Genomic DNA, 25839 nt, shown 5'->3' with positions numbered 1-25839 from the left:
CTTTTTTGAGGTTGATTTATGGAAATTTTAAACATAATAGAAAATTTAAAAGAAGAAAGACCTTATTTAAAAAGCCCTTTAGAACTTTATGAAAAGATTTTGGAGTTTAACAAAAGGTGGGAAGAAATTTTAAAGGAAAGACCTCAAAACAATGTTTTAGATGATATTATAAATGAGTTTTCATCTGTATTTGAGATTCCCTACGAATTTTGTTCTTTTTTAAAATCTGCTATTCTTGGAAGTGGTAAAGATCCTTTTAAAGAACCGAGAAGTATTTTAGAGCTTCCTATAAGTGAGGAAGATTCTGAAAAAGAAGAAATTGAGAGAGCCCTTTTTATTCTTTCAAAGCCTTTTTTTGCCAAATTTAGAGAAAATACCCCAAAAAGAAAAAAAGAAGAGTATTCTGGTAGATGTAGTATTTGTGGTGAGCCTGTATCTTTAACCATGATAGATGCAGAAAATCGTAGACATTTGGTTTGCACAGTTTGTGGACATAAAGAAGAAATATTTAGAATAGGGTGTAGTTATTGTATGCAAAGGGTTTGTGAAAGGATTGACCTTTTGGTGGATGAAGATGAAATAAGGGTTGAGCTTTGCAAAGATTGTAAAACCTATATTAAGAGTTTTAAAAATGAAGTTTTTCAGAGATATAAAGATCCCTATTTAATAGACATAATAAGTTTACCTCTTGATGTAGTTTCTCAAGAAAAGGGATACATAAGAAGGTCTCCAAATATATTAGGTATAAGAAAAATAGTTTAAAGTGGGAAAAAAAGTATTTCACGAGCTTAGTTCTTTAGAGTTTGCGCTAAAAACACTTTTAAAGACATTTAAAGAAAGGGTTTCCCATCCTTTAGATTCTGAAGAGATTCCTGTTAAAAATTCTCTTAACAGAATAACAGCTGAGCCTGTTTTTGCCAAAATTTCATCTCCCTATTTTCATTCTGCCGCTATGGATGGATACGCAGTTCGTTCAAAAGATACTTTTTCTGCTACGGAAAAGGATCCTGTAAGATTAAAAATAGGAGATTCTGCAGTCTGGATTGAAACAGGAGACCCACTTCCAGAAGGCTTTGATGCTGTTATTCCCGTAGAAGAGGTAAATGTTTATGGAGAATATATAGAAGTTTATAAAGCTTATCCGCCTTATCACGATGTAAGACCTGTAGGAGAAGATATTGTAGCAACTGAGCTTATAATTCCTGAGAACCACTTTATAAGACCTGTTGATATAGGTGCTATGCTTGCAAGTGGAATTTTAAAAGTTAAGGTCAGAAAAAGACCTGTAATTGGAATAATTCCTACTGGTTCAGAACTGGTAGAGCCAGAAAAATTAGAGAAAGAAGTTTTAAAGCCTCCCTTTTTAATTGAATACAATTCTTCTGTTCTTGCCAACCTTGTAAGAGAAGACGGAGGTGAACCGAAAGTTTATCCCATTGCTAAGGACGAAGAAAAAAGCATAGAAGAAAGCATCTTAGAGGCTTATAAGGAATGCGATCTTATCCTTTTAAATGCAGGCTCAGGATACGGAAAAGAAGATTTTACTTATAAAGTAATAGATAAGCTTGGAGAAGTAATTATAAATGGAGTAGCCATAAAGCCGGGTAAACCCTTTATAGCCGGATTTATTAAAAACAAGCCTGTTCTTGGAATACCAGGTTATCCTGTTTCAACCTTCCTTTGTTACCAGCTTTTTATTAGACCTCTTATAGAACTTTATTTAGGAATAAAGCTAAAAAGAGAGGAAAAAATCCAAGCTATACTTTCAAGGAATATATCTTCAAGTATAGGGGTTGACGAATTTGTAAGGGTAAAAGTTGGTAGAGTTGGGGAGAAATACATCGTTTCTCCAGTTGGGAGAGGCGCAGGGCTTCTTATGTCAGTTGTGAGAGCAGATGGATACATGATAATTCCAGCAGGTTCTGAAGGATATTCTCAAGGGCAGAAAGTTGATGTCTATCTCTGGAAGCCAAAAGAAGAAATCGACAATACCATTGTTTGTATAGGAAGTCACGATAACACCCTTGATGTTCTTTACAATTATTTGAGAAAAAGATATCCCCATGTGAGTCTTTCGTCTTCCCATGTGGGTTCAATGGGAGGGCTTTCCGCTATTAAAAAAGGAGAAGCTCACATCGCAGGAACTCATCTTTTAGATGAAAAGGAAGGAGAATATAACATTCCTTTTATAAAAAGAATTTTACCTGAAAAAAGGGTCGTGTTAATAAATCTTGTTTACAGAATTCAAGGATTAATCGTTAGAAAAGGAAATCCTAAAAACATTAAAGGTTTTGAAGATTTAGTAAGAGATGATGTAGTTTTTATTAATAGACAGGCTGGTTCTGGGACGAGGCTTCTTCTTGATAAACACTTAAGAGAAGCTGGTATTGATCCTTCAAAAATTAGAGGATATGAAAATGAAGAATACACTCACATGGGAGTTGCTCAGGCTGTGGCAAGTGGAAGAGCAGATGTAGGACTTGGTATATTGGCTTCTGCAAAAGCACTTGATCTTGATTTTATTCCAGTTGCCGAAGAAAGATACGACCTTTTAATTGTAAAAGAATTTTTAGATTTAGAGATAATCCAGGCATTACTTGATGTAATAAGAAATGATCAAGAATTTAGAAGCGCAGTTTTATCTCTGGGAGGATACGACATAAGAGATATGGGAAAAGTAATTTTTGAAAATTAGTCCTTATCATTAGTCCTTTATCAGGTCTTCCAGAGTAACCTGAGATAAGTTTTTGATTAAAGGTAAAATTTTTTCTGTAAATTTATCCATTTCAGGAAGTGCTGGCAAATTTTTTAAGTTATTAATTCCTATTATTTTTGCAATTTCTATTTTTTGCAGTGGTTTAATAAAAAATACTTCGTCCTCTCTGACTGCTATTAAACCTTCATTTTCCAATTCCTGTAGTAAGGTTTCTAAAAATACAGGAGATATGTTTAAATAGTCTGATAGTTCAAACAGGTGTAAATTTTTACCTTCTGCAAAAAGTTTCCCCATAATGTATAAAAGGTAAAGTTTTAAATAGGGATGAGATATGTTTATAGGGATTCTTTTCCAGCTTTTTTGTTCAAGAAAAACTACCAGTTCAGCTCCTAAAAGAAACACTAACCAGTTTACAAAAAGCCATACGAGAAAAAGAGGAATTACTGAAAGAGATTCGTAAATTTTGGAATATCCCACTGCATACTTAACATAAATGGAGTAAAGATACGAAGAAAGGGTCCACAGAAAAGTTGAAAATGTTGCACCGATGAGTGCATCTTTTTTACAAACATCCTTAGCAGGGAAATATATATAAGTTAAAAAGAAAAAAAGAGCGATAAGAACTAAAATAAAAAGATTTAAAAACTTTCCAAGGTGAGGATGGAAAGATAAAGGCAGAAAGAAAAGTAGAGGCATTATAGTGATACATATCCAAAAAAAGATAAGTCTTTGCACAAAGCTTCTTTTTTTTGAACTTTCAAAAATTCTATTAAGTATTCCTTCAATCTGAAAAAGGAGTCCCATTCCCATAATGAAGTAGGCTATCAAGCTGAATTTACCGAGAGGGAAGTTTTCGAGTCTTTTTACTAATTCTAAGATTACATTCATAACTTTTTTGGTAGCTTCAGGGGTAAGATACTGGGTTATGTTTATGAGGATTTGATCAATAAGCTTTTGTTGAGGTAAAAAGATTTTTCCAATGGAAAGTACTAATCCCAGAAGAGGAACCAAGGTAAGGAGGGTATTAAAAGTGAGTCCCTGAGCACTTAAAAGAATGTCGTCTTTTTGAATTTTTTTAAAAAAGGTTATAATGCTAACTTTTGCAAAGCTGAAAAAAATTTCTAATCTTTTCATAAAAGTTAATTTTAATGAAAAAGTTTAATTAAGCCAATAAAAAATAAATTAGCCAATAAGAAAGTTATGGAAGAAAAGAAAGTAATTTTAAGAGAAGAAGAGATTAGAAGTCAAATAGATTGGGGAAGAGTTTTTGGAAGAGAGGCTCCTTTATTTTTGGAAATAGGAATTGGGAACGGGGAATTTATTGTCTGGCTTGCCAAAAAAAATCCTGAATCAAATTTTACTGGAGTAGAAGTTTCCAAAAAGTATTTTAAAAAAGCAGTTAATAGGGTGATAAGAGAAGGGCTTCAAAATGTAAAGCTTATGCACATAGAAGGTGCAAAATTTATGGCTAAGTTTTTGAAAAGAGAAAGCCTTTCAGGTATTTACATAAATTTTCCAGATCCGTGGGTGAAGAAAAAATATCAAAAGAGAAGATTGATCTCTTTGCCTTTTATCTGGCTTGTTGCTGATAGACTCACTTTAGGAGGTTTTTTTCTTATGGTTACCGATTGCCAAGAATACGCTAACGAGGTAGTAGAGCTTTTTTCTGAATGTCCAGCTTTTTCACCTCTCTGGGATACTCCAATAAAAAAAGAACTTCCAGAATATTACTTAACCAAGTATGCAAGAAAATGGCTTTCCTGTGGACTGCCAATTTTTTACATAGGTTTTAAAAAATGTAAAAGAGTTGAAATCCCAGAATGGGTTTATAAAATCTTTCCCTTAATAAAAGTTTCTGAGGAGGAGAAAACCTTGCCTGAAATGATAGTAGAAATAGAAGAAGGGATTGATTTTTTTGAACTTGCTAAAAAATTTCCTAAAGGGATTCTTTATAAAGGGGAAAACGAGGTAATAAAGGTTTTGGATACCTATTCTAAAGAAGATGGTATGCTGATTGATACTCTTGTTGTTGAAGGAACTTTGAGACAAAGATTTTTTATAGCGGTTAATACTTATCATAAAAAAGGACTAATAATTTCTCTTCATGATTCAGAAAAACCAGATATTACGGATGGAGTCCACAAAGCAGTAGCGATGGTAACCTTAGAAATTAAAAAATTTTTCGAAAACCTTCGCATAGTAAAAACAACTTGCAAGAAAAAAATTTTAAATCTCTTGCAAGATTTAGAAAAGAAAGATAAAATTCTATAAAAATAGAATGAGGAGGAAACAATGAGTGTTGATATAGAGGAATTGTTTTTAGAAGGAGCAAGAATACTTACTCTAAAGCAATTTGATTCCGCTTTAGAGATTTTTAATAAAGTGCTTGAAATGGATCCCAATTATGTTAAGGCTCTTGAGGCAAGGGCTGTTATATACATGCAAAAAGGGGAGTTAGAATTAGCAGAAAGTGACTTAGAAAGGGCAATAGAGGTAGAGCCGAATAATGCGAGACTTTATTTTCGTTTAGGGCAGATTTATTATCGGAAAAAGGATTTAGATAAAGCATTGGAACTTTTTACTAAAGCTATTGACCTTGAGCCAGCATATCCAGCTGCTTACATGGCAAGAAGTCAGGTTTTAAGAGAAAAGGGACTTGAAGAAGCAGCAGATTTAGAACTGGATAAGGCTGTTGCTGTGCAAAGAGAACTCGCAAAAGCAAGAAGAGTAGTAGACTTTTAATCTTCTAAAATAACTGTCCAGTTAAAGGGGTCTTCTCTTTCTCCGTACTGTATTCCTGTTATGTAGTCAAAAAGCATTTTGGTAAGTTCTCCTGTTTTTCCATTATTTATGGTATAAATTCTATTTTTATAACAGATTTCTCCCACAGGTGAGATAACTGCAGCTGTTCCTGTTCCAAAGCACTCTTTAAGTGTTCCCTTTTCTATGCCTTCAATCACTTCATCTATTGAGATTCTTCTTTCTTTCACAGGAATTCCAAGCACAGGAGCAAGTTTCAATACCGAATCCCGAGTAATTCCAGGAAGAATTGAACCAGTAAGAGCAGGAGTAGCAAGTTCGTTTTCAAAGTAAAAGAATATGTTCATACTTCCGACTTCTTCTACATATTTTTTCTCTTTTGCGTCAAGCCAAAGAACTTGGGTGTATCCTTTTTTTTGTGCCAATTCCTGAGCTTTAAGGCTTGCTGCATAATTTCCCCCTGTTTTTACATCCCCTGTTCCTCCAGGACAGGCTCTTATGTATTCTGTTGTTACATAGATTTTTACGGGATTAAAACCTTCTTTATAATAAGCTCCTACCGGAGAAAGGATTATTACAAAAAGATATTCACAACTTACTTTAAGACCAAGGTTTGGTTGAGTAGCAAAGATAAGTGGTCTTATGTAAAGAGCTGCCCCCTTTTTCTTGGGGATCCAGTCTCTATCAATAGAAACAAGGGTTTTAATAGCTTTAAAAACGAAATCTGGATCAATCGTTGGTATGCATAATCTTTCAGCAGAACGATTAAGTCTTGCAATGTGATCCCAGATCCGGAAAAATCTTATTTTGCCATCAACTCCGTAATAAGCCTTCAGACCTTCAAAAACAGTCTGTGCATAATGCAAAACTATAGCTGCTGGATGAAGCTCAATATTCGAAAGTGGCACTATTTTTGGAGAATGCCAGCCTTTATCTCCTTCATACTTCATTGTAAACATATGAGGTGTAAAAATTTTTCCAAAAGTAAGTTCTTCAAAATCAGGAGCTTTCCTTTTTTCTGAAGGGGCTAAATTGATTTCTATTTCCATCTTTTTCCTCCCGAATTTTAAAAATTCTTTTTAAAAATATACCCTGTATAAAGTTTTGACAAGAGTTAAAATACATTTAAAATTTAAAATATTATGCCTGTAAAATTTCATCAAACTAAAGTTTCTTTAAAGCTTTTAAAAGAAAAGACTGATCTCATAATTCTTGGAGAAATTTTGCATTATATATGGGAAGTTTTTTTAACCTCAAAAAAAGAGATTTTTTTCCTTTCTCCTGATTCTAAGGAGTTTAAAGGCATAGTAGAAAGTTATGTAAAAAAGGCTTTAGCTTCTTATCCTGAGCCTCTTCCACAAAGAAAATACTTATCAGAGAGAGCTTTAGAAATAGTTGAAAAAATATTTAAAAGTGAAGAATTTAAAAAAATTAAAAAGCTTATTAAAGAAAACGAAATATTAGAAGTTTATAGAGAGGCTGAGGGATTTTTTGAGAAAGAAAACCAAATTTTTGACTTAAGACCAGATGCGATAATAAGGACTAAAAATGGATGGATGGTTTTTGAGTTTAAACTCCACGGAGAATTTGATAAATCTCAGCTACAAAATTACCTTAACTTGTTGAAAAAAATTTTTCCAAATGATAATATTAGAGTGTATTTAATTTCTTTTGAGCCTTTTAAAGTTGAGCTAATACATGAATACTACCCTTCTTATCCCACCCAGCTCTCACTTTTTGAAAACACTGGTTAATTTTTTCTTAGATAAGCACTCTTTAAATGATCCTAAGCTTTTAAAAGTTTGGTGTATTTTTCCAACAAAAAGGGCAGGTCTTTTTTTCAAAAACTACCTTAAAGAAAAGGCTAAGCTAAAAGGAATATCCTGTGGTTTTTTTCCAAGAATTTTATCTTTTGAGGAATTTGTAGAGTATTTGTATACTGAACTTACCGACTTTCCTTTACCGCAAGTTCCAGACATTCTCAGGGTTTTTGTTTTGCTTGAAGTTATGGAAAACAAGTTAAAGCTATTTTCCAAAAATAAAGAGGAAGAATTTGAAAAATACTTTAACTGGGGACTAAAGTTTTTAGAAGTGTTTGAAGAATTTGAAAAAGAAGGAAGGCTTCCAGAAAATTTGCTCTATCCTCCAGAGAGCCTTCCAGAACTTGCAAAAAAACTTTTTGAAGAATTAAAAACCACTTACTTAGAATTTTCCCATCTCATTGAAAAAAAAGGTTTTTCCTATTATTCACATAGATTGAAAAAAGTAGCAGAAATTTTAAAGAAAGACCAAAAAAATTTTAAAGAAATAAAAGAAATCTGGTTTGTTGGATTTGCTGCCTTAAGAAAAGTTGAAGCAGAAATTTTCAAATACTTTAAAGAAAGATTTAAAACTTATTTTATTTTTGAAGTTTACGAACCAATTCCCTGTCTGATAAAAGATACTTTAAAAACACTTGAACTTGAGGGAGAGTGGTTGTCTTCAGATTATTACGAAATAAAAGATTTTAATCCCCCAAAGATTTACTTTTATCAAACTGTAGATCCCCATCTGGAAGTTAAGGAAGCCTTAGAACTTATTTCAGAAAGAATTGAAAAGCCAGACGAGATAGCCATAGTTGTTCCCAATGCTTTGAATTTACTTCCTCTTGTTTATGCCTTGGGGGAAAGAGAAAACATTTTTGAAATAAACCTAACTTTACAGTATCCTATTACAAAAATTCCCTTAAATCAACTTTTAAGAAACTTAATAAAAGCTCAAAAAGAAAGAAGTGGAAATTTTTATCCTACTCAGATCTACTTAAAAATTCTTAAACACCCTTATTTTTATTTTCTTGAGACAGAAGAGGGAGTTTCTTTTAAAGAAGTAATAAAGAAGGTAGAAACTGAGCTTAGAAAAAGTGGTTACTTAAAAATAACTTTAAATGAGGTTGAGGATTTAGTTCCAGAGTATAGAAATTTTCTTGAAGACATTCACAAGATATTTTTTAAAGACTGGGAAAACATTAAAACACCCTTTTCACTTTCTCAAAATTTAAAAAACATTTTGCTATTTTTTGAACCACTTTTTGAAAAGTTAAAAAAAGAAGAGAACTGGCATTCTATTCTTCTTAGAAACTATCTTTACATTCTTGAGACGAAAGTTTTTCCTGTATTTGAAGAAGAAACATACTTTAAAGAAAGAACCTTTTCAGGAAGATTTCTACTTGAAATTTTAGAATACCTTCTTAAGGAGGAGACCATTCCTTTTATAGGAGATCCGTTAAAAGGTCTTCAAATTATGGGATTTCTTGAAACAAGACTCCTTTCCTTTAAAAAGCTTATTATCTTAGATGTAAATGAGGGATATTTACCACCAGCCCAACCGTTTAATCCCCTTCTTACAGATGAAATCAAAAATTACTTAGGTATTCCCATATTTAGAAATGAACTTCTTTTTTATTACTTTGAAAGACTAATAAAGAGTGCTGAAGAGGTGCATCTGTTTTACATATTTGTAGAAAAGGGGAAAACTCAAGAGTTTAGAGAGCCTTCAAGATTCATTCAAAAGCTCAAGTGGGACCTCGAGAAAGATGGGAAAGAACCTGATGAGAGGTTAATTCCTTTAAATCTTGAAATTTTATCTAAAAAAGATGGTATATTAAAGACAGAAAAGGATAAAGAAAGAATTCTTAATCTCATTAAGTCTTCAGAAATAAGCAGATACTTTTTGGAAACCTATTTAAAGTGCGGAGTTAAGTTTTACTTTAAGTATATTTTAAAACTGAAGGAAGTTGAGAAAATAGGTTTAAAACCCGTTGACATAGGTAACTTTCTTCACGAATTTTTTGAAAAATTTTTCAGAGAATTAGAAGGAAAAGAAGTTTTAATAAGTGAGATTTATAGACAGGAGGATTTACTGGAAAAGCTTGAAAATCTGTGGTTAAGTTACAAGTTTGAAAGAAAAATGGATGCCCTTTCTCACTTCTTTTCTAAAAAAATCGCCCAAAAAGCTGTTGTTAAGTATTTTAATTACTTAATAAATTTAGAAAGAGGATTGGGGAACAATACATTAAAAGTAAAAGGAACTAAGATCTTGGGGGTGGAAAAGGAACTAAAGCTTCTCACAAAATACGAGGGATTAGACTTTCTAAAGGAGAAAGAAGACATAAAAATTTTTCTTACGGGAAAACCTGACTTTTTGATTAAAAGAAAGGAAATTGGCGGTGTGAAATATCTCATTTTAGACTTTAAAAGCAATCCTAATACCGAAGCTCATACTAAAAAAGCCAAAGAAATGCTCTCTTTTAAACTCCCGGAGAATTTTGATCAAAAGGCAATTTATGATGTAGCAAATGCCTTTGGCTCAGATCTTTATAACTTTCAGCTGTTTTTTTATTACTATCTTTTTTATCAGCAAAAAGAAAAATTTGTAGAAGAAAATGAAAACTATGTAATTAATGCTGGATTTATCACTCCTTCAGACTTAAAAAAACCCGAAAAATTTATTTTTGATAAACTTGTAAATATAAATAAAAATATAAATAATAATTTTGCAAAGGATTGGAGGGAAATTAAAAATTACTTTGAAAATGGATTTAAAAATCTGATTGATTGGATTTTAACGCATATTATAATTAGTGATAAGTTTTATTTTCCTTTAGATGATAAAGTTTGCAACTTTTGTGAGTATAAAGTAGCGTGCAAAAACTATAGATATCTTTTGTAGTAAAAAGCTATGTGGTTTGAAGAACTTGTTGAACCTGAAAGGAATTTAATTTTAGAAGAAGTTTTTAAGAGAGATAAAAGTTTAGAAAAAATTGCAGAAAGGGTTTTAAATTTGGAACCCATTGATTTTGATTCAGCATTAAAACTTTATAGAAATGGAGATATATTTTTTTTAGGAGAGCTTGCAAGAAAGGTTAAAGAAAAGATACACGGGGAAAAATACTATTATACTATTAATCGACACATCAATTATACCAACATCTGCGTTATAGACTGTAAGTTTTGCGGTTATCACAAGAGACCCGGAGAAGAGGGTGGTTATACCTTAAGTATAGATGAGATTTTGAGAAAGTTGAAAGAAACCCCTGAGTTAAGAGAAGTCCACATAGTTGGAGGTTTAAATCCAGAACTGCCTTACGAATATTATGTAGAACTCATTCGCAGAATAAGATCTTCTTTTCCCAAAATTCACATAAGGGCTTATACTTGTGTTGAAATAGACTGGTTGGCGAGGATTTCAAAAAAATCTGTAGAAGAGGTTTTATCTGAGTTAAAGGAAGCAGGGCTTAATTCAATTCCCGGAGGAGGAGCTGAGGTTTTTTCAGAAAGAATAAGAGCTGAGCTTTATCCAGCAAAAATATCCTCAGAAAGATGGATTGAGATTGCAAAAACTGCACATAGACTTGGAATCCCTACAAATGCAACCCTTCTTTTTGGACACATAGAGACAGACGAGGAGATAATTTCTCATCTGTTTAGACTGAGAGAAATTCAGGAAGAAACGAAAGGTTTTTACTGCTTTATTCCTCTTGCCTTTATTCCTGAGAATAATAAGCTTTCTCATTTACCAGGACCTTCTGCTCATAAGATTTTAAAAGTAATTGCAATATCACGGATAATTTTGAATAATTTTCCGCACATTAAGGCTTACTGGGTCTTTCTTGGAGTAGGTCTTGCACAGGTAGCTTTACTTTGGGGAGCAGACCACTTTCACGGAACGGTGATTGAAGAAAAGATAAGTGAGGCTATGAAAGGAGAGCCTGTAGTTAAACTTCCTCCCTTAGAAATACAAAGACTGATAAGAGAAATTGGCGGTGAACCAGTCCTCCTCTAAGCCTTTTTTCTCTATTTTAATCTCTACCTACAACAGGCGAGCCCTTCTTGAAGAAGCTCTTCATTCTGTTTTTAATCAGACCTTTAAAGGTCCTTACGAGGTTGTGGTCGTAGATGACGGCTCAACAGATGATACCTGGGAGTATTTAAAAGAGCTTTCCAAAGAAAAGGGAAATCTTGTAATTGCAAGGCATGAAAAGAATCTTGGAATCTCTGAAGGAAGAAAAACTGCCTATAAGCTTTCCCAGGGAGATTATCTTTTATATTTTGATTCTGACGACTTATTGATAGATGAGGCTTTAGAAAGGGTCTATCAAACCCTTAAAGAAACTGAGGCTGAATGTTTAATTCTTTCCGTTTATACTGAGAAAAAAGGGAAAAGAAAAGCAAAGATTTTTCCTGAGCCCAAGGAAAGGCCAATGGAGAGGCTTAAGGATTTCCTTTTGGGGCTTTATTCAGACGCCCTTTATGTCTTTAAAAAAGACCTCTTAAAAGATTTTATTTTTCCAGAAAATTTGAGAGTGAGAGAAGATTTTGCAATTTACGGATATCTTTTGACTTTTACCAAACCAATAGTTGTCAAAGAACCCTTAATAATTAAACGCGAACATCCTGAGAGATTGAGAAAAAAAACTGTCTTTTACCTTGAAGACACTTTGAAATCTGTTGAAGCCCTTTTTAAAAACCTTCCAGCTGAATTTCAAATTCTTCTTCCCATGGCTTTAGGGCTTGCTCACTTTGAAATAGGAATTAAACTTGCCCAAAGCAAAAATTATAAAGAGGCTTTAAAACACTACAAAGAGGCCAAAGAAATCTATCCCGAACTCAAAAAAGATAAAAGATTTCTTAAAAAATATCTCAAGGCCTCTATCTTGAGCCTCATCTCTTTATAACATTCATTATAGCTATGGTAAAGACCTTTCAATTTCTCAAAGAAGGGGCTCTACAGATTAACGAGGAGTTTTACGAAATTTTGAAAAACTCTTCCTTTCTTGAAAAACTCAAAGCAAAGGAAGATCTTTCTAAGAGCTTTTCTAAAACATTTTTCCACAGAAAGCGCTATCGCCTGATAGAGTCTTACTTAGTTGAAGGAAAAGAAATCTTTATAAAAAAGTATGCTGACTGCTTTAAAGAGGCTGAAAAGGAGTGGCAAAACCTCCAGCTTCTCTGGAAAAAAGGCTTTCCAACCAGTGTCCCCGTTTTTTACTATCCAAGAGAAGATGCAGTACTACTTGGCACAGAAAAAATCCCTGGTAAATTAATCCTTGAAATTATAAAGGAACATCCAGAAAGAAAGTTGGAGATGCTTGAAACCCTTGCCAAAACCTTAGTGGACTTTCACAGAGAAGGGCTTTTTCATCAAGATTGTTATTTAAATCACTTTTACTTTGACGAAAAAAGCAGGTTTCTTTACATCCTTGATGTTTCAAGGGTCCTTGAAAATCCCTTTTTAAAATTTTATTATCAGGTAAAGGACCTAAGCCAGCTTAAGTATTCCTTTTTAGAGTACTTTCCAGAGACCTGGGAGAGAGAATGGAAAATATTTTTTGAGGCTTACCAAAAATTTTGGGGAGAACCTTTAGGTCTCCTTAAGCTAACTCTACTCAATTTAAAGTTCAGAAAAATCAAGAAACATACCGAAAAACTTAAAAAACTCGGTAAAAATTAAAATAAATGGTTCATAAAATCGATCTTTCTAAAAAATCCGCCATAGGTCTTAAAGGGCCTCTTGCTGGGGATGAACCTCTTTATTTTACCATAATAAATAATTTTTTATTTTTTAGCTCTTCTCTGAAAGAACTTCTTGAGCTTCCTGAAGTCCCTAAGCCTCTTTCTATCTCTCCCCTTGGAATTTCTTTTTACCTACTCAATGGGGTAATTCCAACTCCTTATACCATTTATGAAAATATTTATGTTTTAAATGTGGGAGATAGAGTTGAAATAAGCTATAAAGAAAATTCTTTTCATCTAAAGTTTGCTCATGAGTTTCCTTTTTTAAATTCTCAGCGAGACAAAGAAGGAGAATTTGACGATGAAAAGGTCTTGAGGCTTTTGAGAGAACATGTTGAAAGAAAGGTAAATCCAGATAAATCAATTTATCTCTTTCAAAGTCTTGGGAAAGATTCAAATACTATTTTGCTTTCTCTTTTTCAATCTGAGCTTAAGGAAAAGATTTTATGCCTAACCCTTTCAACGAGAGACAGAAAAGACGAAAGTGAAATTGCTGAAAGTATTGCCAAAAAGCTTGGTTTTAAACATAAAAAACTTTACATCCCTGAAAATCCTGACAAAAGGGTTTTAGAGATTCTTGACTTTTATTTTGAAAATATTTCTCAGCCCTGTGTTGATGGAGTTTCTCTTGCCTATCCCCTTTATGCCTTACAGATTGATTTTACTGAGGCAAATCTCATAGATGGAAGTGGAAATGATATGTTTTTTGGACATGTTCCAAGACCCATTGAATTCAAGAGGCAAAAAATTTATCCTCTTTTTACCTTTCTTAGATCCCTTGCTGATTCTCTTGAAACAGGAAACCCTCTACAACCCCTTACTAAGACCCGTGCTGAATGGATAGGTCTTGACGGCTTGACCTTGAAGGATGCCAAAAGGATCTTTCCCCGAGTCATTTCAACCTTTCCCTACTGGAAAAAAGAATCAGAGAAAAGAAAGGCTTGGGATTATTTTGATCTTAAGGCAGATCTCTGGGGAACCAATGTAGAATACGATTGCGTAATGAAAAAAATGCGAAATATAGCAGAGGTTTATAAAGCAAACCCTATTTTCCCCTGGACTGATCCTGAAATAGCTTGGTATGTAGGGAAGCTACCTGAAAAAGTAGTTTTTGATAGAATTACCTTCAAAAACAAACTCCCTTTGAGAAGATTACTTAAAGAACGACTTGACATTGATTCTGATAAACTTGGTAAGTATTCCTATGGTTTTGATGCATACAAATTTCTTTGCTCTGTAGAAAAGAAATTCAAGGAAGAGATTCTTGAATGCCCTTTGTGGAACAAAAGGGAAGCTGAAAAGATTTACCTGAATTTCAGAAAAAGGGATTCAAAAAAGCTTTTTAGAAAGCTTTTAATCAGGCTTTTTATTCTTTCAAGCTGGTACAATCACTGTAAATATTTGAAAGTTTAATCCTGTAGCAATTTTTTAAAAATTTGAAGGGTTTTTTCCTTAAGATGTTCAGCAGAAAAGGCTTCTTTAATTCTCTCTCTTGCAAGTTTGCCCATCAAGCTTCTTTCCTCTTTACTTAGATTCAATAACCTTTCCATGGCATTGGCAAGTTCCTCTATATTCCCCTTGGGAACAAGATAGCCAAATTTTTTCTCACTTTGAAAGATATCAGGAATACCCTCTGCATCAGTTGCAACAATTGGAAGCCCTGAGGCCATGGCTTCAAGAACCGCAAGTGGCATACCCTCTTTAAAGGTGGCATACACATAGGCATCAAGGGCTTTAAGAAATAGAGGCACATCCTTTTCCTTGATTCTTCCCGGAAAAATCACCTCTTCCTTCAGATTTAACTCCCTTACTAAAGCTCTTGCCTCTTCTATATAGGGGCCATCCCCTGCAAGTACAAGTTTACAGCCATAGCCTTTTTCTTTGAGTATTTTAAAGGCCTTGATAAGCCCTTTTTGATCCTTTTCTTTCCTGAATTGGGCAAGCATCCCAAATAAAAAATCCTCTTCTGGAAAACCAAAAATTCTTCTTGCCTCTCCTTTTTCTATTTCAACCTCAAACTCTTTAAGGTCTATTCCTGAGTATAAAATTTCTATCTCCTCTTCTTTGGCAAGCCCTTTTCTTACAAACTCTTCCTTTAAAGCAAGGCTATTTACAAGAATCTTATCTGTAAGTCCACGAAAAAGTTTAAAAAAGAAGATTTGATGAAGCCCCTTTACGGAATCAGCAATTACGGCATGAAAGATAATCCGAAGTTTGGGATAAAAGAGCTTACAAAACCAGAGATATCTTAAAAGTTTATAACGATGAGTTAGAACTGCTCTGATTTCTTTATTTTTGATAAAATTTAAAAGATAAAAGGCGAATCTTAGAGAAAAGTGGCGTTTTACGCTTTTTCTTTTAAAAGGAAAAATAATGACATACCTTTCTGCTACCTCTTTGTGAAAAAGGTAGCCTTCCTTTGGATCTTTAAAGGTTAAAACAAGTGGTTCAAAACCAGCCTCTTCCAGAGCAAGGATTTGAAGATAGTGCCTTCTATTTCCGTATCCATCAAGCAGAAAGGCCACCCTTTTCCCTTTCCCTGACATAATAACCCCAGACCATTCCTGATGCTATCCAAAAGGGGGTAAATCGCGTTCCCTCTTCCATCCCTTCAAAAAGAGACATTATTAAAAAGGCTATAAGAAACATCAATAATCCAAGGTAAAGAGGTCTTTCCCCTGAGATTTTAACTAACTGATAAGCTCTTTTAAGAGTTAAAAGATAAAAAATTAAAAATAGCAGGGCACTCTGCCACCCTGCCTGCAAGGCCACATTTAAAAAAAGATTGTGGGCATGCTCTAAGGAGAGAGCTTTCCTATTGGTTTCTGCAAGGACTCGTTTTTGAACCCTTCTTCCAAGCCCAGTCCCAGAGAAAGGCTCCTCCAGAGATTTCTTTAAGTAAATAGGCCAGATGTACAATCTCATCCCCATAGAGCCAGCCTGAGCCCAATCCTCTTTTTTAGTGCTTAAGAGAAGGTTTAAATTATCTCTTGACTTAATTAAAATTTCTTTTCCATAAGAAGTTGCTAAAAAGATGCTAATACTTATTAAGAGTAAAATCGCAATCCACAAAAAAGCCAATTTTATTTTTTTCTCAGAAATCAGAAAGAGAGAAAAAATAAAACTGAGAAAAAGACTTAAAATAAAGGCTCTTCTTCCTAAGTAAAGCATAAAAAGAACAATAAAAAAGGAAAGTCCACAAAATAAAAATCTTTTTAGCCCATTTTCTAAACCTATAGCTAAAGAGGTAAAAAAGGCAAAAGCAAAAGGTGGAGTTAATATAACAAGTCCTTTTAATAATGAAGACTTAATATAGAACCAGGAAGCAGTAAGAAAACAAATAAAGGAAAAAGAACACTTATATAATGAAAAAGTAAAATAATAAAGTATCGCCGAGAATACTACTATAAAAAAAATTAGAAAGATTTTATATTCATTTTTTTTAGAAATGAAAATGGACAAGAAAATAAAAAAGAAAAATAAAAAAACATGAAAAAAGTAATTCAATAAAAAAGCCTCTAAAGAGGCCATTTTGTATGGACTAATTATAACAAACCAGAAAAGAATTAACAACCACAAAGGCAATATTATTAAGGGAAAAGTAACCTTTTTCTTAAAGAGGTTAAGATTTTTAATTAATAGATAAACAGAAAGAAAGGTTATTAATATATAAGAAATCCAAAGAAGAGTTTTAGTGTATTTGTAAAAAAAAGAAAGAGAGAGAAAAAACCAGCTGAAATAAAAAAGACTTTCTATAATTTTGGGTATTTTAGTCTCGTTATAAATAATTTGTTCCATGTGCCCCAATTATAGCCAATTTTTATCTTTTTACAACCTGAGTTTCTAAAAAAAACCTTGTTGTGATAAAATTACCTTATGCCTCAAATTCTGCTCGTAAGACCTCGGATTGGGTTTGGAATTGGGGGAGCAGAATATCATGCTGGCATGGTTGCAGTAAAACTTATTGAAAGAGGCTTTAAAGTGGGAATTATTGCAAATGAAATCTTCTTTCCCCCTCACCTCGAGGGAAAAATTGAGTTCTTTCGTGTAAAACTAAGAGGCTTTGGCTCTCTCCCAAAACAAATCCTTTTCATTCTTCAAGCAAAAAAAATCCTCACTCAATTACAAAGCAAGTTAAGGAATCCCAGGGTAATCAGTTTTTTTCGCATTCCCTTTGAGGTTGACCTTTTCATCCTTTGCGACCCCCTTTTTGCCTTTCTCGTTTCCCAGAAAAAACCCCTTCTCTATCAGATAAGACCCAGATATCAGACTTTACTTTATCTTGAAAAAAAGGCCTTAGATAAGGCCAAAAAGGTTATCTCTCTTTTTAAACTGGGAAAAGACCTGATTGAAAGGTTTTATCCCTTTGCCTCAAGAAAAACCTTTATCTGCCACATGGGAATGGACCTTTCCCGTTTTAATCCTGAATTAAAGAAGGAAAGGGTTTCTCTGAGAAAGGCCTTTGGATTCTCTGAAAGTGATTATCTTCTACTCTTTGTGGGATACGACACTAAAAGAAAGGGCCTTAATCTTTTACTAAAGGTTTTACCTTACCTTCCTCAGAGAGTAAAACTCATTATTGCTGGAAAAGAAGGAAAAAGCTCAGAAAGGGTAATCTATCTTGGAAAGGTAAAAGAGGTAGAAAGGCTTTATGCCATTTCTGATCTCTTTGTACTACCTACTCTTTATGATCCAGGAGCTTTATCAACTCTTGAAGCCTTAGCTTCAGGAACCCCTGTTATTACCTCAATTTATGACGGAACAAGTGAGTTTATTAAAGAAGGAATAAACGGTTATGTTACCAATCTTAAAGAGCAAGATCTCAAAAACAAAATTTTAATGGCAATGGAAAATAGCTTTGATCCAAAAGCCTGTTATAATTCAATAGAACACCTCACCTGGGATAACTATGTTGAGTGCCTTATTTCCCAACTTGAAAAAATCTAAGTTTTATTTTTTTGATAAAAATGCTTCAGAGACCTTAGAAAAGCTTTTAAAAGAAGACTTTGAATTTAAACCCTTTAAAAAAAGTTCTTCTCATGTTGTTTTTACCCTAAAAAATCCAAAAGAAAATAAACCCTCTTTTTTGCTAAAAGCTTTTAGTTCAAAATTCTTTACCATAAACAAAGTAAAAAAATACTTAAAAAACTTATCAAAACTTGAAAGCCTTGGTATACCTTTTATAAAACCTATTTTTCTTTTTTGGAAAAACCCTCAGATAGCATTTTTAAAAAGAGTTCCTTTTTACGGAGGTATTCTTTTCCCTTACATTGAAAAAGGTTTTATTAGAGAAGAAGACTTCTTTTTAGATGCTAAAAAAGAAAAAGTAAATTATGAGCTTATAAAAGCTTTAATTTCTTTTCTATTTAAACTTCACGAAAAAGGGGTTTATCTTCGTGACACCAAATACAACAATTTTTATCTCTCTTCAGAAGAAAATTTTAGGATATTTGATTTAGACGGCATTAAAATTTATGATAGATCTCTTTCCAAGTTTGAGCGTTTGAAAGACATATCCACCCTTGCTATGGCTCTTGAATGGATAAAAGTAGAAAATGCAAGAAAACTGGTTTTTAATCTTTATAAAGAGTTATTTCCAGAAATAAGGGAAGAGGATTTTAAAAAATTTAATCACTTTGTAGATGTAAGAAGAAAAAAAAGAGAAATAAAGATTTTGAAAACCTTAAGAAAAAACTAAAAAGTAATTTTTTTCTCTCATTTTGAAAGGATAAACCTGGTAGTTTTTAAAAATTCTTTCAGAAATGCTTTTTTCAGAAAAAAGAATAAAGCTATCTTTTGGAAGAACAGAACAGTCTTTAAGATAGTAAATTTTTGGAACTAACTTATATCTGTATTTGAGATAATACACGAAGTGATGAGGAATGGTTTGGCAAAGGTAGAGTTCTTTTTTGTTTCCAATGAGTTTTGCAACTTCTAAGGCTTTTTTTCTAAAGTGGTTCAATTCCTTTTGATGAAAAGGATAATAAAAGGTAACATAAAGCGATTTTAACAAAAAAACAATGCTTAAAAGAAAATAAAAAAGCTGGTCAGAAGATAAAGTCCTTTTTATTAAGACTAATAGATTGAGAATTAAAAAGAAAAGGAAAAGTGCGTAAAAAATTGGTTTAAGTTCATAGGAAGAAAAAATAAGATAGGTGAGAAAAAGAAGTCCTGCAAATAGATTAAAAAGAGGAAGTGCTAAGAAAAGGATTTTTAAACCCTCCGGTAAGGTTTTATGTTTCAGATAGTAATAAATGGGTAGGGATGCTAAAAAGATGAGTCCAGATGAAGAAGGAAGGATGTAGCGAAGTCTTGCTCCGGGAAAGAGAAAATGAAAAAGATAGGAAAAGAAAAACAAAAAGAAAGAGAAAATAGCCAGATTGTAAAAAAGGGGATTTGGTTTCAAAAATGAGAGAAAATTTTTATCTTTCTTGTAAGAAATCAGAAAAAAGATCCAGGGAGAGTAGCCTAAAAAGGCAAAAACAGCATAAGCTTTAAAGTGCTGAAAAAAACTCATTTCCTGAGCCTTTGCTGAAGATAAATACTCATAAAACCACGCTGTAAGAAAAGGCTTAAATCCTATTTTCAAGCTAACAAGGATTATCCAGATAGAAAATACTCCTAAATAAGTAATAACTCCTAAAAAATGATTAAAACTAAAAAGTTCTTTCGTTCTTTTTTGAAAAACAAAATAAGGTATAAGAGCAAGGTAAAAAAATATTAAAGCCTGAAAGGTTTTAGTTAAGATTCCCAGTCCCAAAAGTATTCCTGAAAATATGTAAGCCGATGTTTTTTTATTCTTTATTTCATAAAGATAAAACCAGCTCCAGATCGCGATAGTTATTAGCATGGTGTAAAATCCGTCAATTTCAGCCCTTATAGCCTTATCAATTACCTCAGGAGTGGTTAAAAAGATTAACCCTGGTAAAAGTATTTCTGTCAAAGAAAATTTGTAGAACTTTTCCTGTGTTTTTTCTAAAATTTTTTGCCAAAATAAAACCAAAAATAAAGAAGTTAAAATTATACAAAAAGAAGAAAATGCTCTTGCTACGGATTCAGAAGGATTTCTTGTTATTGAGAATACCAGAGCTAAAGCCCAATTAAAAAGAGGTGGTTTATTAAAATAGGGTTCCTCAAAGAGTTTGGGAATTAGAAATTCTTTATTTTCAAGCATTTGAAGAGCAATTAAAACCCTTCTCCCTTCTTCTCCCTGAAATTCCTTTTCTCCTATAAATGGAATATAAAGAGCGGTTCCAAAAAGAAATAGGATTAAAAAGATGGTTGCAAAATTTCTTTTCATTTTTAGGGTTTTAAATTAAAATTAAAAATCGAGTTTCAAAAGGTAATTTAATTTTATGCAAAACTATCGATATGTAAAGATTTTTTTTATATTACTTCTGGGGATAGCTTCATTTTACAATCTTGGAGAAAGACCTTTTTTTGGAGTGGAGGGAAGATGGGCTGAAGGTGCAAGGGAAATGACTCTGAGAGATTCCTGGCTTGTTCCCACTATAAATTTTGAACCTCACATTACAAAACCCCTTATTCCTTTCTGGTTAATCAAGATAAGTGGAGAATTTTTAGGATATTCAGAATTTTCAGCAAGACTTCCAGGAGCTTTACTTTCTCTTTTATCCATTGGGATTTTCTATTTATCTGCAAAAAAGCTTTTTGAGAAAAATTGGGCTTTCTTAGTAACTTTTTTTTATGGTATATCTCTTGGTTTTATCCAATTTGCAAGACTTTCTCAATCAGAAATTTATCAACTCTTCGGGATAGTTTCAGGTATTGCAGTTTACATTTATTACAGAGAAAAGAAAAGCTTTTTAGGCTATTTATTGTTTGTATTTTCTCTTCTTTTTGGACTTTTAAGCAAAGGTCTCACAGCTCTGGCAGTTTTAACCCTTTTTGTGCTTTCTGATACAATTATCTATCGCAGATTTTATCATTTCAATGCTAAACTTATTTTATCCATAATTATAGGGGGATTTCTATACTTTTTGCATTACTATTTAATTGCAAAGGCAATTCATACAGAGCTACCTTTTTATCTCTGGTATAAAGAGAATGTGAAACAAGCTTTTGAACCGTATGATAATCTTCGTCCATTTTACATTTATCTTTATTGCTGGCCGCTCTGGGTAGCACCTTTTAGCCTGTTTTTACTGGGAGCAATCTATCATTGCTTTAAAAATTTTAGAAGTTTGAGCCAAGATCAAAAGGTTTTTTTTATAACAAATCTCTCGATTTTTTTATTATTTACCATTGCTAAAGCAAGAAGAGACTACTACATCTTACCCATACTTCCCTTTTCCATTTTTTTAATCGCTTATTATCTTAAAGAGACCTCTAAAGATACTTTAAAAATATGGCTTATAAAAGCCTATACTCTTTTTGGCTATGTCCTTCCTATTTTAACCTTATTGAGCCTTTTTTTCTTAAAGAAAGAAGGCTATTCTTTACGCAGTGAAACTCTAATTTTTATTCCTATAGTCTTTATTTTACAGGTTTTTAGTCTTTTAAAGCTAAGAAAAGAGCATCAATCCCTTTTTTATTTGTTTTTTATCTATTTTCTTTCTGAAATCTTATTTTTTGCTCATATTCAACCTCTTTACAGTATAAGCACTGAAAAGATGTCAGGAAGTTTTGTAAGAGGTTTAACGAATGTTAACTCATCTTTAAAGGTTTGTAGCTTTTCTCCTAATAAAAAGCCAGTTGCCAATTTTTACTTCTATGCCGGAATTGAGAAAAAGATTGTGGAGTGCGCTACCTTTGAAGAAGCCTTAAAAGGATGTGATGTTATTGTAATTCGTGGGTATTTAGATAAAGGTCTTTTAGAAAAAGCAAAAAGCTCTGGATATGCCTTAAAGAGTTTTGAGGATAAAAAAGAAAAGTCCCAAAGTTACTACATTTTTTACCACGCTTCTACTTTTAAAACTTTTATAAACAGGGATTAAACTAAGAAGAATTTTTAAAAAATTCGAAAATGGATTCTACAATGTAATCAAGCTCTTCTTGAGTTAATTCTGGATAAATAGGAATAGCAAGAAGTTCTTTAGCAAGCTTTTCAGCTACAGGAAGTTCATAAGGTTGACTGAAAAATTCAAGATATGCCTTTTGTTTATGAAGAGGTATGGGATAGTAATATCCAATTTCTATGCCTTTGTTTTTGAGAAATTCAGCAAGTTCGTTTCTTTTTTTTGTTCCTATTACATAGCGGTGATAAACGCTTTTTTTATAGGGTGGATCAAGAGGAGGTAGGAAGAGTTCAGGGATTTGAGAGAGTTTTTCTGTATAGTATTTTGCAATTTCTCTTCTTTTCTCATTTTTAGCATCAAGGGTTTTAAGTTTAGCTCTTAATATTACAGCTTGGATTTCATCTAAACGGGAATTAAATCCTGGGAAATAGGAGTGATTTTTTTCTACCTGACCATGAACCCTTAAATATTTAAGTTTATAAGCTATTTTTTCATCATTGGTTACTACAACTCCTGCATCACCAATAGCATTGAGATTTTTGACAGGACCACAGCTAAAGCATCCGACTTTTCCAAAGGTCCCAACTTTTTTGCCTTTGTACTCTGCACCATGAGCATGTGAAGCATCTTCTATGAGGATAAGCCCGTATTCATCGCATATTTTTAAAATTTCATCCATTTCATTCGGATGCCCGTACATGTGAATCAAAAGCAATGCTTTGCTTTTAGGAGTGATTTTCTTTTTAAGGTCTTCAAGATCAGGACCAAAGGTTTTTGGATCTACCTCAAGAAAGACGGGTTTTGCTCCAACAAAGTAAATAGCTTCAAGGTCTGCAATAAAGCCGTTTGCCTGAACCAAAACTTCGTCTCCTCTTCCTATGTTAAGAGCAATCATACTCATAATAAGAGCCGTAGTTCCACAGCTACAGCCAAATGCAAAATTTACTCCTAAATATTCAGCCCATTCCTTTTCGAAAGCCTGCAAATTAGGACCGTTTAATACTTTCATAGAAGAAAATACATCCTTTATACCCTGTAAAACTTCTTCTTCTATTTCTTTAAATCCTCTTCTCAAATCAAGCAAAGGAATTTTTCTCATTTTTAAACTCCTTTTCCAAGTTTACACAATTTTGGTTTAAAAGGGAAAAACACTTCTTTCCCTCTTTCAGCAGACTCATAAAGCCCAATTATAAGTTCAAGAGAAGGTAAAGCCTCTTCACCTACCGCTAAAAATGGATCTTTTTCTCCGGTTTTAAAAAATTTAATAGCTGATTTGATGTAGTTATAATGGGAAAATCCCAGAGGATGAGGTGGATTTTCTTTAAAACCTTCTATCAGGGGTTGAACATCTTCCATCCCTTCAACTGCGAGATAGTCTAAACGATTCATGGCAAAACCACCAAGAATTGCTGAGCCTTTTTCTCCTAAAATAACTACTTCAGCTTTTATATCTTTTGGTCTCGCACAGGTTGTAGCTTCAATTGTTCCAAGGGCACCGTTTTTAAATTTTAATGTCCCTACTAAAAGATCTTCAGCTTCAATGTTAACAAGATATGTTCCCATTTTAGCAAAGACACTTTCTACTTCCCCTCCAAAATAGGTCATTATGTCTGCAAAGTGACATCCCTGTTGTGCAAGTGCTCCTCCATCAAGAGACCAGGTCCCCCTCCAGGAAGCACTATCATAATAGTTTTGTCTTCTACTCCAATAAAATTTAACTGAAATTAAAACAATTTTCCCAAAGGTTTTTTTATCAAGTAATTCCTTTAATTTAATAACAGGAAGGTTTGCTCTATTTTGAAAAATAGTAACGACTTTTAAATTGTGTCGTTCTGAGAGATCTAAAATCCTGTAAGCATCTTTTAAAGTAAGGGCTAAAGGTTTTTCAACAAGTAAGTGTTTTTTAAACTTTTTTAGAATGACCTCTCCTATTTTAGCATGAAGTCCAGAAGGAACGGAAAGATCAACCACATCTACATCTTCTTTCTTAAGCATCTCCTGAAAATCAGAGTATGGTTTGGCAGATAGAACTTTGGCAAAATAATTGGCCCTTTCTGGATTTAAATCAGAAACGGCTAAGATTTTTATGTTTTCCTCTTGTTGTAAAGCCTGATAAATTTTAAGATGCCTTTCTGCAGCTTTACCACAACCAACTATGGCTATCCTTAATTCCATAGGTTCTCCATTTTACTTCTTTTTAAAATATTGTAAAGAATTTTTTGGGGATTAAATTTAATAACCTAAAATGAAATATTGTAAAAAATTTTTTTGTATCTTTGTTTTGGTTTTACTTATTTTTCTTGTATTTTCATACTTTTTGCCCATTCTTTCTTATCAAGAAGCAAGAAGGGTCGTTATAACAAAGGAAACCTGGTACGGAAACTTTTTCATTCCAACCTATAATGGAGAACCTTACTTCACTAAACCACCTCTTTATACCTGGATTTCTATCCCTTTTTTTGCCTTGGGAAATCTCTTTTCTTCTGAAATCTTTTTTCTGCGCCTAATTTCATTTTTAAGTTATCTCTTAACAGCCTTTATTTTATATGAACTCCAAAAAAGGGACCCTTTAAAAACTATCCTCAGTTTTTTAATTTTGTTTAGTTCCTTTAGATTTCTTTCTTTTGTTTATCGTATAGATCTTGAGCCTTTATTTGTATTTTTTACTATAACAAGCTTTTACTTTCTCATACAATTTAAAAACACTTCTCAAGTCAAATATGTATATCTATTTTATCTCTTTTTTTCTTTTGCTTTTTTAGTAAGAGGTCCACTTCACTTCTTTCTCCTTCTTTCTTTGCTAATTTATGCTTTTATTTTTAAAGACAAAAATTTATTAAAAGCTATTTTTTTTCCCAAAGGGTGGTTACTTTTTATTCTCCTTTCCTTACCCTGGTATGTTTTTGGGTATTTAAAATTTGGACCAAGTGTTTTTAAGGAATTTATAGATGTTGATATTTCAAAAAGAATTGCAGGCAAAGGAGATCCATTTTATTACTATTTAAAAGCTTTGTTTTTAAACTTTATTCCCTGGATAATTCTAATTTTGATAAAAATCCGCACTATCATTAAGAAAGTAGTTTTACTTCTTAATGATGATACGAAAATTTATCTTTTTGCCTTTGGCATATCTATTTTGCTTTTAAGTTTTACAGGAGAAAAATTTGACAAATATCTTCTTTTTTTGTATCCTTTTGTAGCTTTATTTTTGACTAACCTTTTGTTAAATCTTTACTCCTTTAGATTTCTTTTATCTTTTGGTGTTATCCTTTTTGTTTTAAATTGTTTAGCTATTTTAGCAATTCAGTTTAATTCTCTTGAAGATTTGAGGTATAAAATTGATATTATAAAGGCAAATTTCCCAAAAAAAGAAAATAAGGTTTTTTATAAAGAAGAAAATCCGCTTTTTATTTTTTATTCTGAAAAACCTATACCAGTTTTAAAAGAAAAGAGGGATGTTTGGGAACTCCTTAAAAAAGGATATGGAGTATTTGCTACTGAAAAAATAAACGAATTTATACCAGCTTTGGTTTTTCAAGATCCTTATAAAAAGGGAAGGGTTTGGTATTACTACAAGGCTACTTTCTCAAAATAAGGTTAAGCAAAATGGTTAAAAGAATGCTTAATAAGATTGAAGTTGCTAGAGGAAAATAAAAGGTAAAGTTTCCTTTTTTTATGTAAATGTCTCCAGGAAGTTTTCCTAAGTATGGCACTTTTGGAAGAAAGGTAAGAAGTAAACCGAGAGCAATTATTAACATTCCAAGAATTATCAAAAATTTGCCAAGTCCTGAAAGTTCATTCATAGCTTTAAAAAATTTTATAAAAAGATGTTAAA

22 protein-coding genes are annotated in these 25839 nt (G+C 32.6%); 14 read left to right on the top strand and 8 right to left on the bottom strand.

Translation table 11 applies throughout. The annotated features are described in order from the left end of the window. The first annotated feature begins 18 nt into the window (after window positions 1–18). Window positions 19–762 carry a formate dehydrogenase accessory protein FdhE gene (locus ACLGLP_RS01835; protein ID WP_492113239.1) on the top strand — a complete coding sequence of 248 codons (744 nt, stop codon included), beginning with the start codon at window positions 19–21 and terminating at the stop codon, window positions 760–762. Between the two features lies 1 nt (window position 763). Next, window positions 764–2695 carry a molybdopterin biosynthesis protein gene (locus tag ACLGLP_RS01830; RefSeq protein WP_492113238.1) on the top strand — a complete coding sequence of 644 codons (1932 nt, stop codon included), beginning with the start codon at window positions 764–766 and terminating at the stop codon, window positions 2693–2695. A gap of 9 nt (window positions 2696–2704) precedes the next feature. Here the strand turns inward: ACLGLP_RS01830 and ACLGLP_RS01825 are convergent, their stop codons facing one another. Next, window positions 2705–3850 (bottom strand): YihY/virulence factor BrkB family protein, encoded by a 1146-nt coding sequence (locus ACLGLP_RS01825; protein WP_492113237.1) that lies wholly within the window; start codon window positions 3848–3850, stop codon window positions 2705–2707. Window positions 3851–3916: 66 nt separating this feature from the next. Between ACLGLP_RS01825 and trmB the strand changes: the two genes are divergently transcribed. Both trmB and ACLGLP_RS01815 read left to right on the top strand, forming a co-directional pair. Further along, the gene (gene trmB / locus ACLGLP_RS01820) at window positions 3917–4987 is read left to right on the top strand and encodes a tRNA (guanosine(46)-N7)-methyltransferase TrmB (RefSeq protein ID WP_492113236.1); all 1071 of its coding nucleotides are present in this window, start codon (window positions 3917–3919) and stop codon (window positions 4985–4987) included. A 21-nt stretch (window positions 4988–5008) separates the two neighbouring features. Continuing rightward, window positions 5009–5458: a tetratricopeptide repeat protein gene (locus ACLGLP_RS01815; protein ID WP_492113235.1), complete on the top strand. Its 450-nt coding sequence runs from the start codon at window positions 5009–5011 to the stop codon at window positions 5456–5458. Here the strand turns inward: ACLGLP_RS01815 and ACLGLP_RS01810 are convergent. Beyond that, window positions 5455–6525 (bottom strand): branched-chain amino acid aminotransferase, encoded by a 1071-nt coding sequence (locus tag ACLGLP_RS01810; protein WP_492113234.1) that lies wholly within the window; start codon window positions 6523–6525, stop codon window positions 5455–5457. The genes ACLGLP_RS01815 and ACLGLP_RS01810 overlap by 4 nt on opposite strands. Before the next feature lie 93 nt (window positions 6526–6618). Here ACLGLP_RS01810 and ACLGLP_RS01805 point away from each other — a divergent pair, with 93 nt between their 5' ends. Genes ACLGLP_RS01805 through ACLGLP_RS01780 form a run of 6 tightly spaced genes read left to right on the top strand, consistent with a single transcriptional unit; the run spans window position 6619 to window position 14439 of the window. After that, on the top strand, window positions 6619–7230 hold the full coding sequence (locus tag ACLGLP_RS01805) for a hypothetical protein (RefSeq protein WP_492113233.1): 612 nt from the start codon (window positions 6619–6621) through the stop codon (window positions 7228–7230). Then, a complete protein-coding gene (locus ACLGLP_RS01800) occupies window positions 7175–10183 on the top strand; it encodes a PD-(D/E)XK nuclease family protein (protein WP_492113232.1) in 3009 nt (1002 codons plus the stop codon). Before ACLGLP_RS01805 ends, ACLGLP_RS01800 begins: the two co-directional genes overlap by 56 nt. Before the next feature lie 9 nt (window positions 10184–10192). Then, on the top strand, window positions 10193–11296 hold the full coding sequence (locus ACLGLP_RS01795) for a CofH family radical SAM protein (protein ID WP_492113231.1): 1104 nt from the start codon (window positions 10193–10195) through the stop codon (window positions 11294–11296). Beyond that, window positions 11277–12188: a glycosyltransferase gene (locus ACLGLP_RS01790; protein ID WP_492113230.1), complete on the top strand. Its 912-nt coding sequence runs from the start codon at window positions 11277–11279 to the stop codon at window positions 12186–12188. The genes ACLGLP_RS01795 and ACLGLP_RS01790 overlap by 20 nt, the downstream gene beginning before the upstream one ends. Window positions 12189–12202: 14 nt before the next feature. After that, window positions 12203–12964, top strand: a complete 762-nt coding sequence (locus tag ACLGLP_RS01785; RefSeq protein WP_492113229.1) for a lipopolysaccharide kinase InaA family protein — start codon at window positions 12203–12205, stop codon at window positions 12962–12964. Between the two features lie 5 nt (window positions 12965–12969). Further along, a complete protein-coding gene (locus ACLGLP_RS01780) occupies window positions 12970–14439 on the top strand; it encodes an asparagine synthase-related protein (RefSeq protein WP_492113228.1) in 1470 nt (489 codons plus the stop codon). Here ACLGLP_RS01780 and ACLGLP_RS01775 read toward each other — a convergent pair. Further along, entirely contained in the window at window positions 14436–15551 is a 1116-nt protein-coding gene (locus ACLGLP_RS01775) for a glycosyltransferase family 4 protein (protein WP_492113227.1), read from the bottom strand. The genes ACLGLP_RS01780 and ACLGLP_RS01775 overlap by 4 nt on opposite strands. Continuing rightward, window positions 15535–16533, bottom strand: a complete 999-nt coding sequence (locus ACLGLP_RS01770) for an O-antigen ligase family protein (protein WP_492113226.1) — start codon at window positions 16531–16533, stop codon at window positions 15535–15537. Before ACLGLP_RS01770 ends, ACLGLP_RS01775 begins: the two co-directional genes overlap by 17 nt. A gap of 369 nt (window positions 16534–16902) precedes the next feature. Between ACLGLP_RS01770 and ACLGLP_RS01765 the strand changes: the two genes are divergently transcribed. Further along, entirely contained in the window at window positions 16903–17973 is a 1071-nt protein-coding gene (locus tag ACLGLP_RS01765; protein ID WP_492113225.1) for a glycosyltransferase family 4 protein, read from the top strand. Continuing rightward, entirely contained in the window at window positions 17960–18724 is a 765-nt protein-coding gene (locus ACLGLP_RS01760; protein WP_492113224.1) for a hypothetical protein, read from the top strand. The genes ACLGLP_RS01765 and ACLGLP_RS01760 overlap by 14 nt, the downstream gene beginning before the upstream one ends. Here the strand turns inward: ACLGLP_RS01760 and ACLGLP_RS01755 are convergent. Further along, a complete protein-coding gene (locus ACLGLP_RS01755) occupies window positions 18710–20326 on the bottom strand; it encodes an ArnT family glycosyltransferase (protein ID WP_492113223.1) in 1617 nt (538 codons plus the stop codon). The genes ACLGLP_RS01760 and ACLGLP_RS01755 overlap by 15 nt on opposite strands. A 55-nt stretch (window positions 20327–20381) precedes the next feature. Between ACLGLP_RS01755 and ACLGLP_RS01750 the strand changes: the two genes are divergently transcribed. After that, the gene (locus ACLGLP_RS01750) at window positions 20382–21983 is read left to right on the top strand and encodes an ArnT family glycosyltransferase (RefSeq protein ID WP_492113222.1); all 1602 of its coding nucleotides are present in this window, start codon (window positions 20382–20384) and stop codon (window positions 21981–21983) included. Window position 21984: 1 nt separating this feature from the next. Here the strand turns inward: ACLGLP_RS01750 and ACLGLP_RS01745 are convergent, their stop codons facing one another. Continuing rightward, window positions 21985–23103 carry a DegT/DnrJ/EryC1/StrS family aminotransferase gene (locus ACLGLP_RS01745; RefSeq protein WP_492113221.1) on the bottom strand — a complete coding sequence of 373 codons (1119 nt, stop codon included), beginning with the start codon at window positions 23101–23103 and terminating at the stop codon, window positions 21985–21987. A 2-nt stretch (window positions 23104–23105) separates the two neighbouring features. Beyond that, window positions 23106–24179 (bottom strand): Gfo/Idh/MocA family protein, encoded by a 1074-nt coding sequence (locus tag ACLGLP_RS01740; protein WP_492113220.1) that lies wholly within the window; start codon window positions 24177–24179, stop codon window positions 23106–23108. Between the two features lie 70 nt (window positions 24180–24249). Between ACLGLP_RS01740 and ACLGLP_RS01735 the strand changes: the two genes are divergently transcribed. Then, complete coding sequence (locus ACLGLP_RS01735) at window positions 24250–25599, top strand: ArnT family glycosyltransferase (RefSeq protein ID WP_492113219.1); 1350 nt, start codon at window positions 24250–24252, stop codon at window positions 25597–25599. Here ACLGLP_RS01735 and ACLGLP_RS01730 read toward each other — a convergent pair. Continuing rightward, window positions 25583–25807: a DUF2905 domain-containing protein gene (locus ACLGLP_RS01730; RefSeq protein ID WP_492113218.1), complete on the bottom strand. Its 225-nt coding sequence runs from the start codon at window positions 25805–25807 to the stop codon at window positions 25583–25585. The genes ACLGLP_RS01735 and ACLGLP_RS01730 overlap by 17 nt on opposite strands. Window positions 25808–25839 lie beyond the last annotated feature (32 nt).

Source organism: Caldimicrobium sp. SLHALR3 (assembly GCF_058692735.1).
The sequence above is the reverse complement of the archived record's forward strand: the minus strand, read 5'-3'. Positions and strand labels throughout refer to the sequence as shown.

Excerpts from the sequence above, each read along its gene's own strand:
- ACLGLP_RS01750 (WP_492113222.1), top strand. The coding sequence starts at position 20,382 with ATGCAAAACTATCGATATGTAAAGATTTTTTTTATATTACTTCTGGGG.
- ACLGLP_RS01815 (WP_492113235.1), top strand. The coding sequence starts at position 5,009 with ATGAGTGTTGATATAGAGGAATTGTTTTTAGAAGGAGCAAGAATACTT.
- ACLGLP_RS01835 (WP_492113239.1), top strand. The coding sequence starts at position 19 with ATGGAAATTTTAAACATAATAGAAAATTTAAAAGAAGAAAGACCTTAT.
- ACLGLP_RS01810 (WP_492113234.1), bottom strand. The coding sequence starts at position 6,525 with ATGGAAATAGAAATCAATTTAGCCCCTTCAGAAAAAAGGAAAGCTCCT.
- ACLGLP_RS01800 (WP_492113232.1), top strand. The coding sequence starts at position 7,175 with ATGAATACTACCCTTCTTATCCCACCCAGCTCTCACTTTTTGAAAACA.
- trmB (WP_492113236.1), top strand. The coding sequence starts at position 3,917 with ATGGAAGAAAAGAAAGTAATTTTAAGAGAAGAAGAGATTAGAAGTCAA.
- ACLGLP_RS01805 (WP_492113233.1), top strand. The coding sequence starts at position 6,619 with ATGCCTGTAAAATTTCATCAAACTAAAGTTTCTTTAAAGCTTTTAAAA.
- ACLGLP_RS01765 (WP_492113225.1), top strand. The coding sequence starts at position 16,903 with ATGCCTCAAATTCTGCTCGTAAGACCTCGGATTGGGTTTGGAATTGGG.
- ACLGLP_RS01745 (WP_492113221.1), bottom strand. The coding sequence starts at position 23,103 with ATGAGAAAAATTCCTTTGCTTGATTTGAGAAGAGGATTTAAAGAAATA.
- ACLGLP_RS01740 (WP_492113220.1), bottom strand. The coding sequence starts at position 24,179 with ATGGAATTAAGGATAGCCATAGTTGGTTGTGGTAAAGCTGCAGAAAGG.
- ACLGLP_RS01825 (WP_492113237.1), bottom strand. The coding sequence starts at position 3,850 with ATGAAAAGATTAGAAATTTTTTTCAGCTTTGCAAAAGTTAGCATTATA.
- ACLGLP_RS01755 (WP_492113223.1), bottom strand. The coding sequence starts at position 20,326 with ATGAAAAGAAATTTTGCAACCATCTTTTTAATCCTATTTCTTTTTGGA.
- ACLGLP_RS01795 (WP_492113231.1), top strand. The coding sequence starts at position 10,193 with ATGTGGTTTGAAGAACTTGTTGAACCTGAAAGGAATTTAATTTTAGAA.
- ACLGLP_RS01735 (WP_492113219.1), top strand. The coding sequence starts at position 24,250 with ATGAAATATTGTAAAAAATTTTTTTGTATCTTTGTTTTGGTTTTACTT.
- ACLGLP_RS01730 (WP_492113218.1), bottom strand. The coding sequence starts at position 25,807 with ATGAATGAACTTTCAGGACTTGGCAAATTTTTGATAATTCTTGGAATG.
- ACLGLP_RS01785 (WP_492113229.1), top strand. The coding sequence starts at position 12,203 with ATGGTAAAGACCTTTCAATTTCTCAAAGAAGGGGCTCTACAGATTAAC.
- ACLGLP_RS01780 (WP_492113228.1), top strand. The coding sequence starts at position 12,970 with ATGGTTCATAAAATCGATCTTTCTAAAAAATCCGCCATAGGTCTTAAA.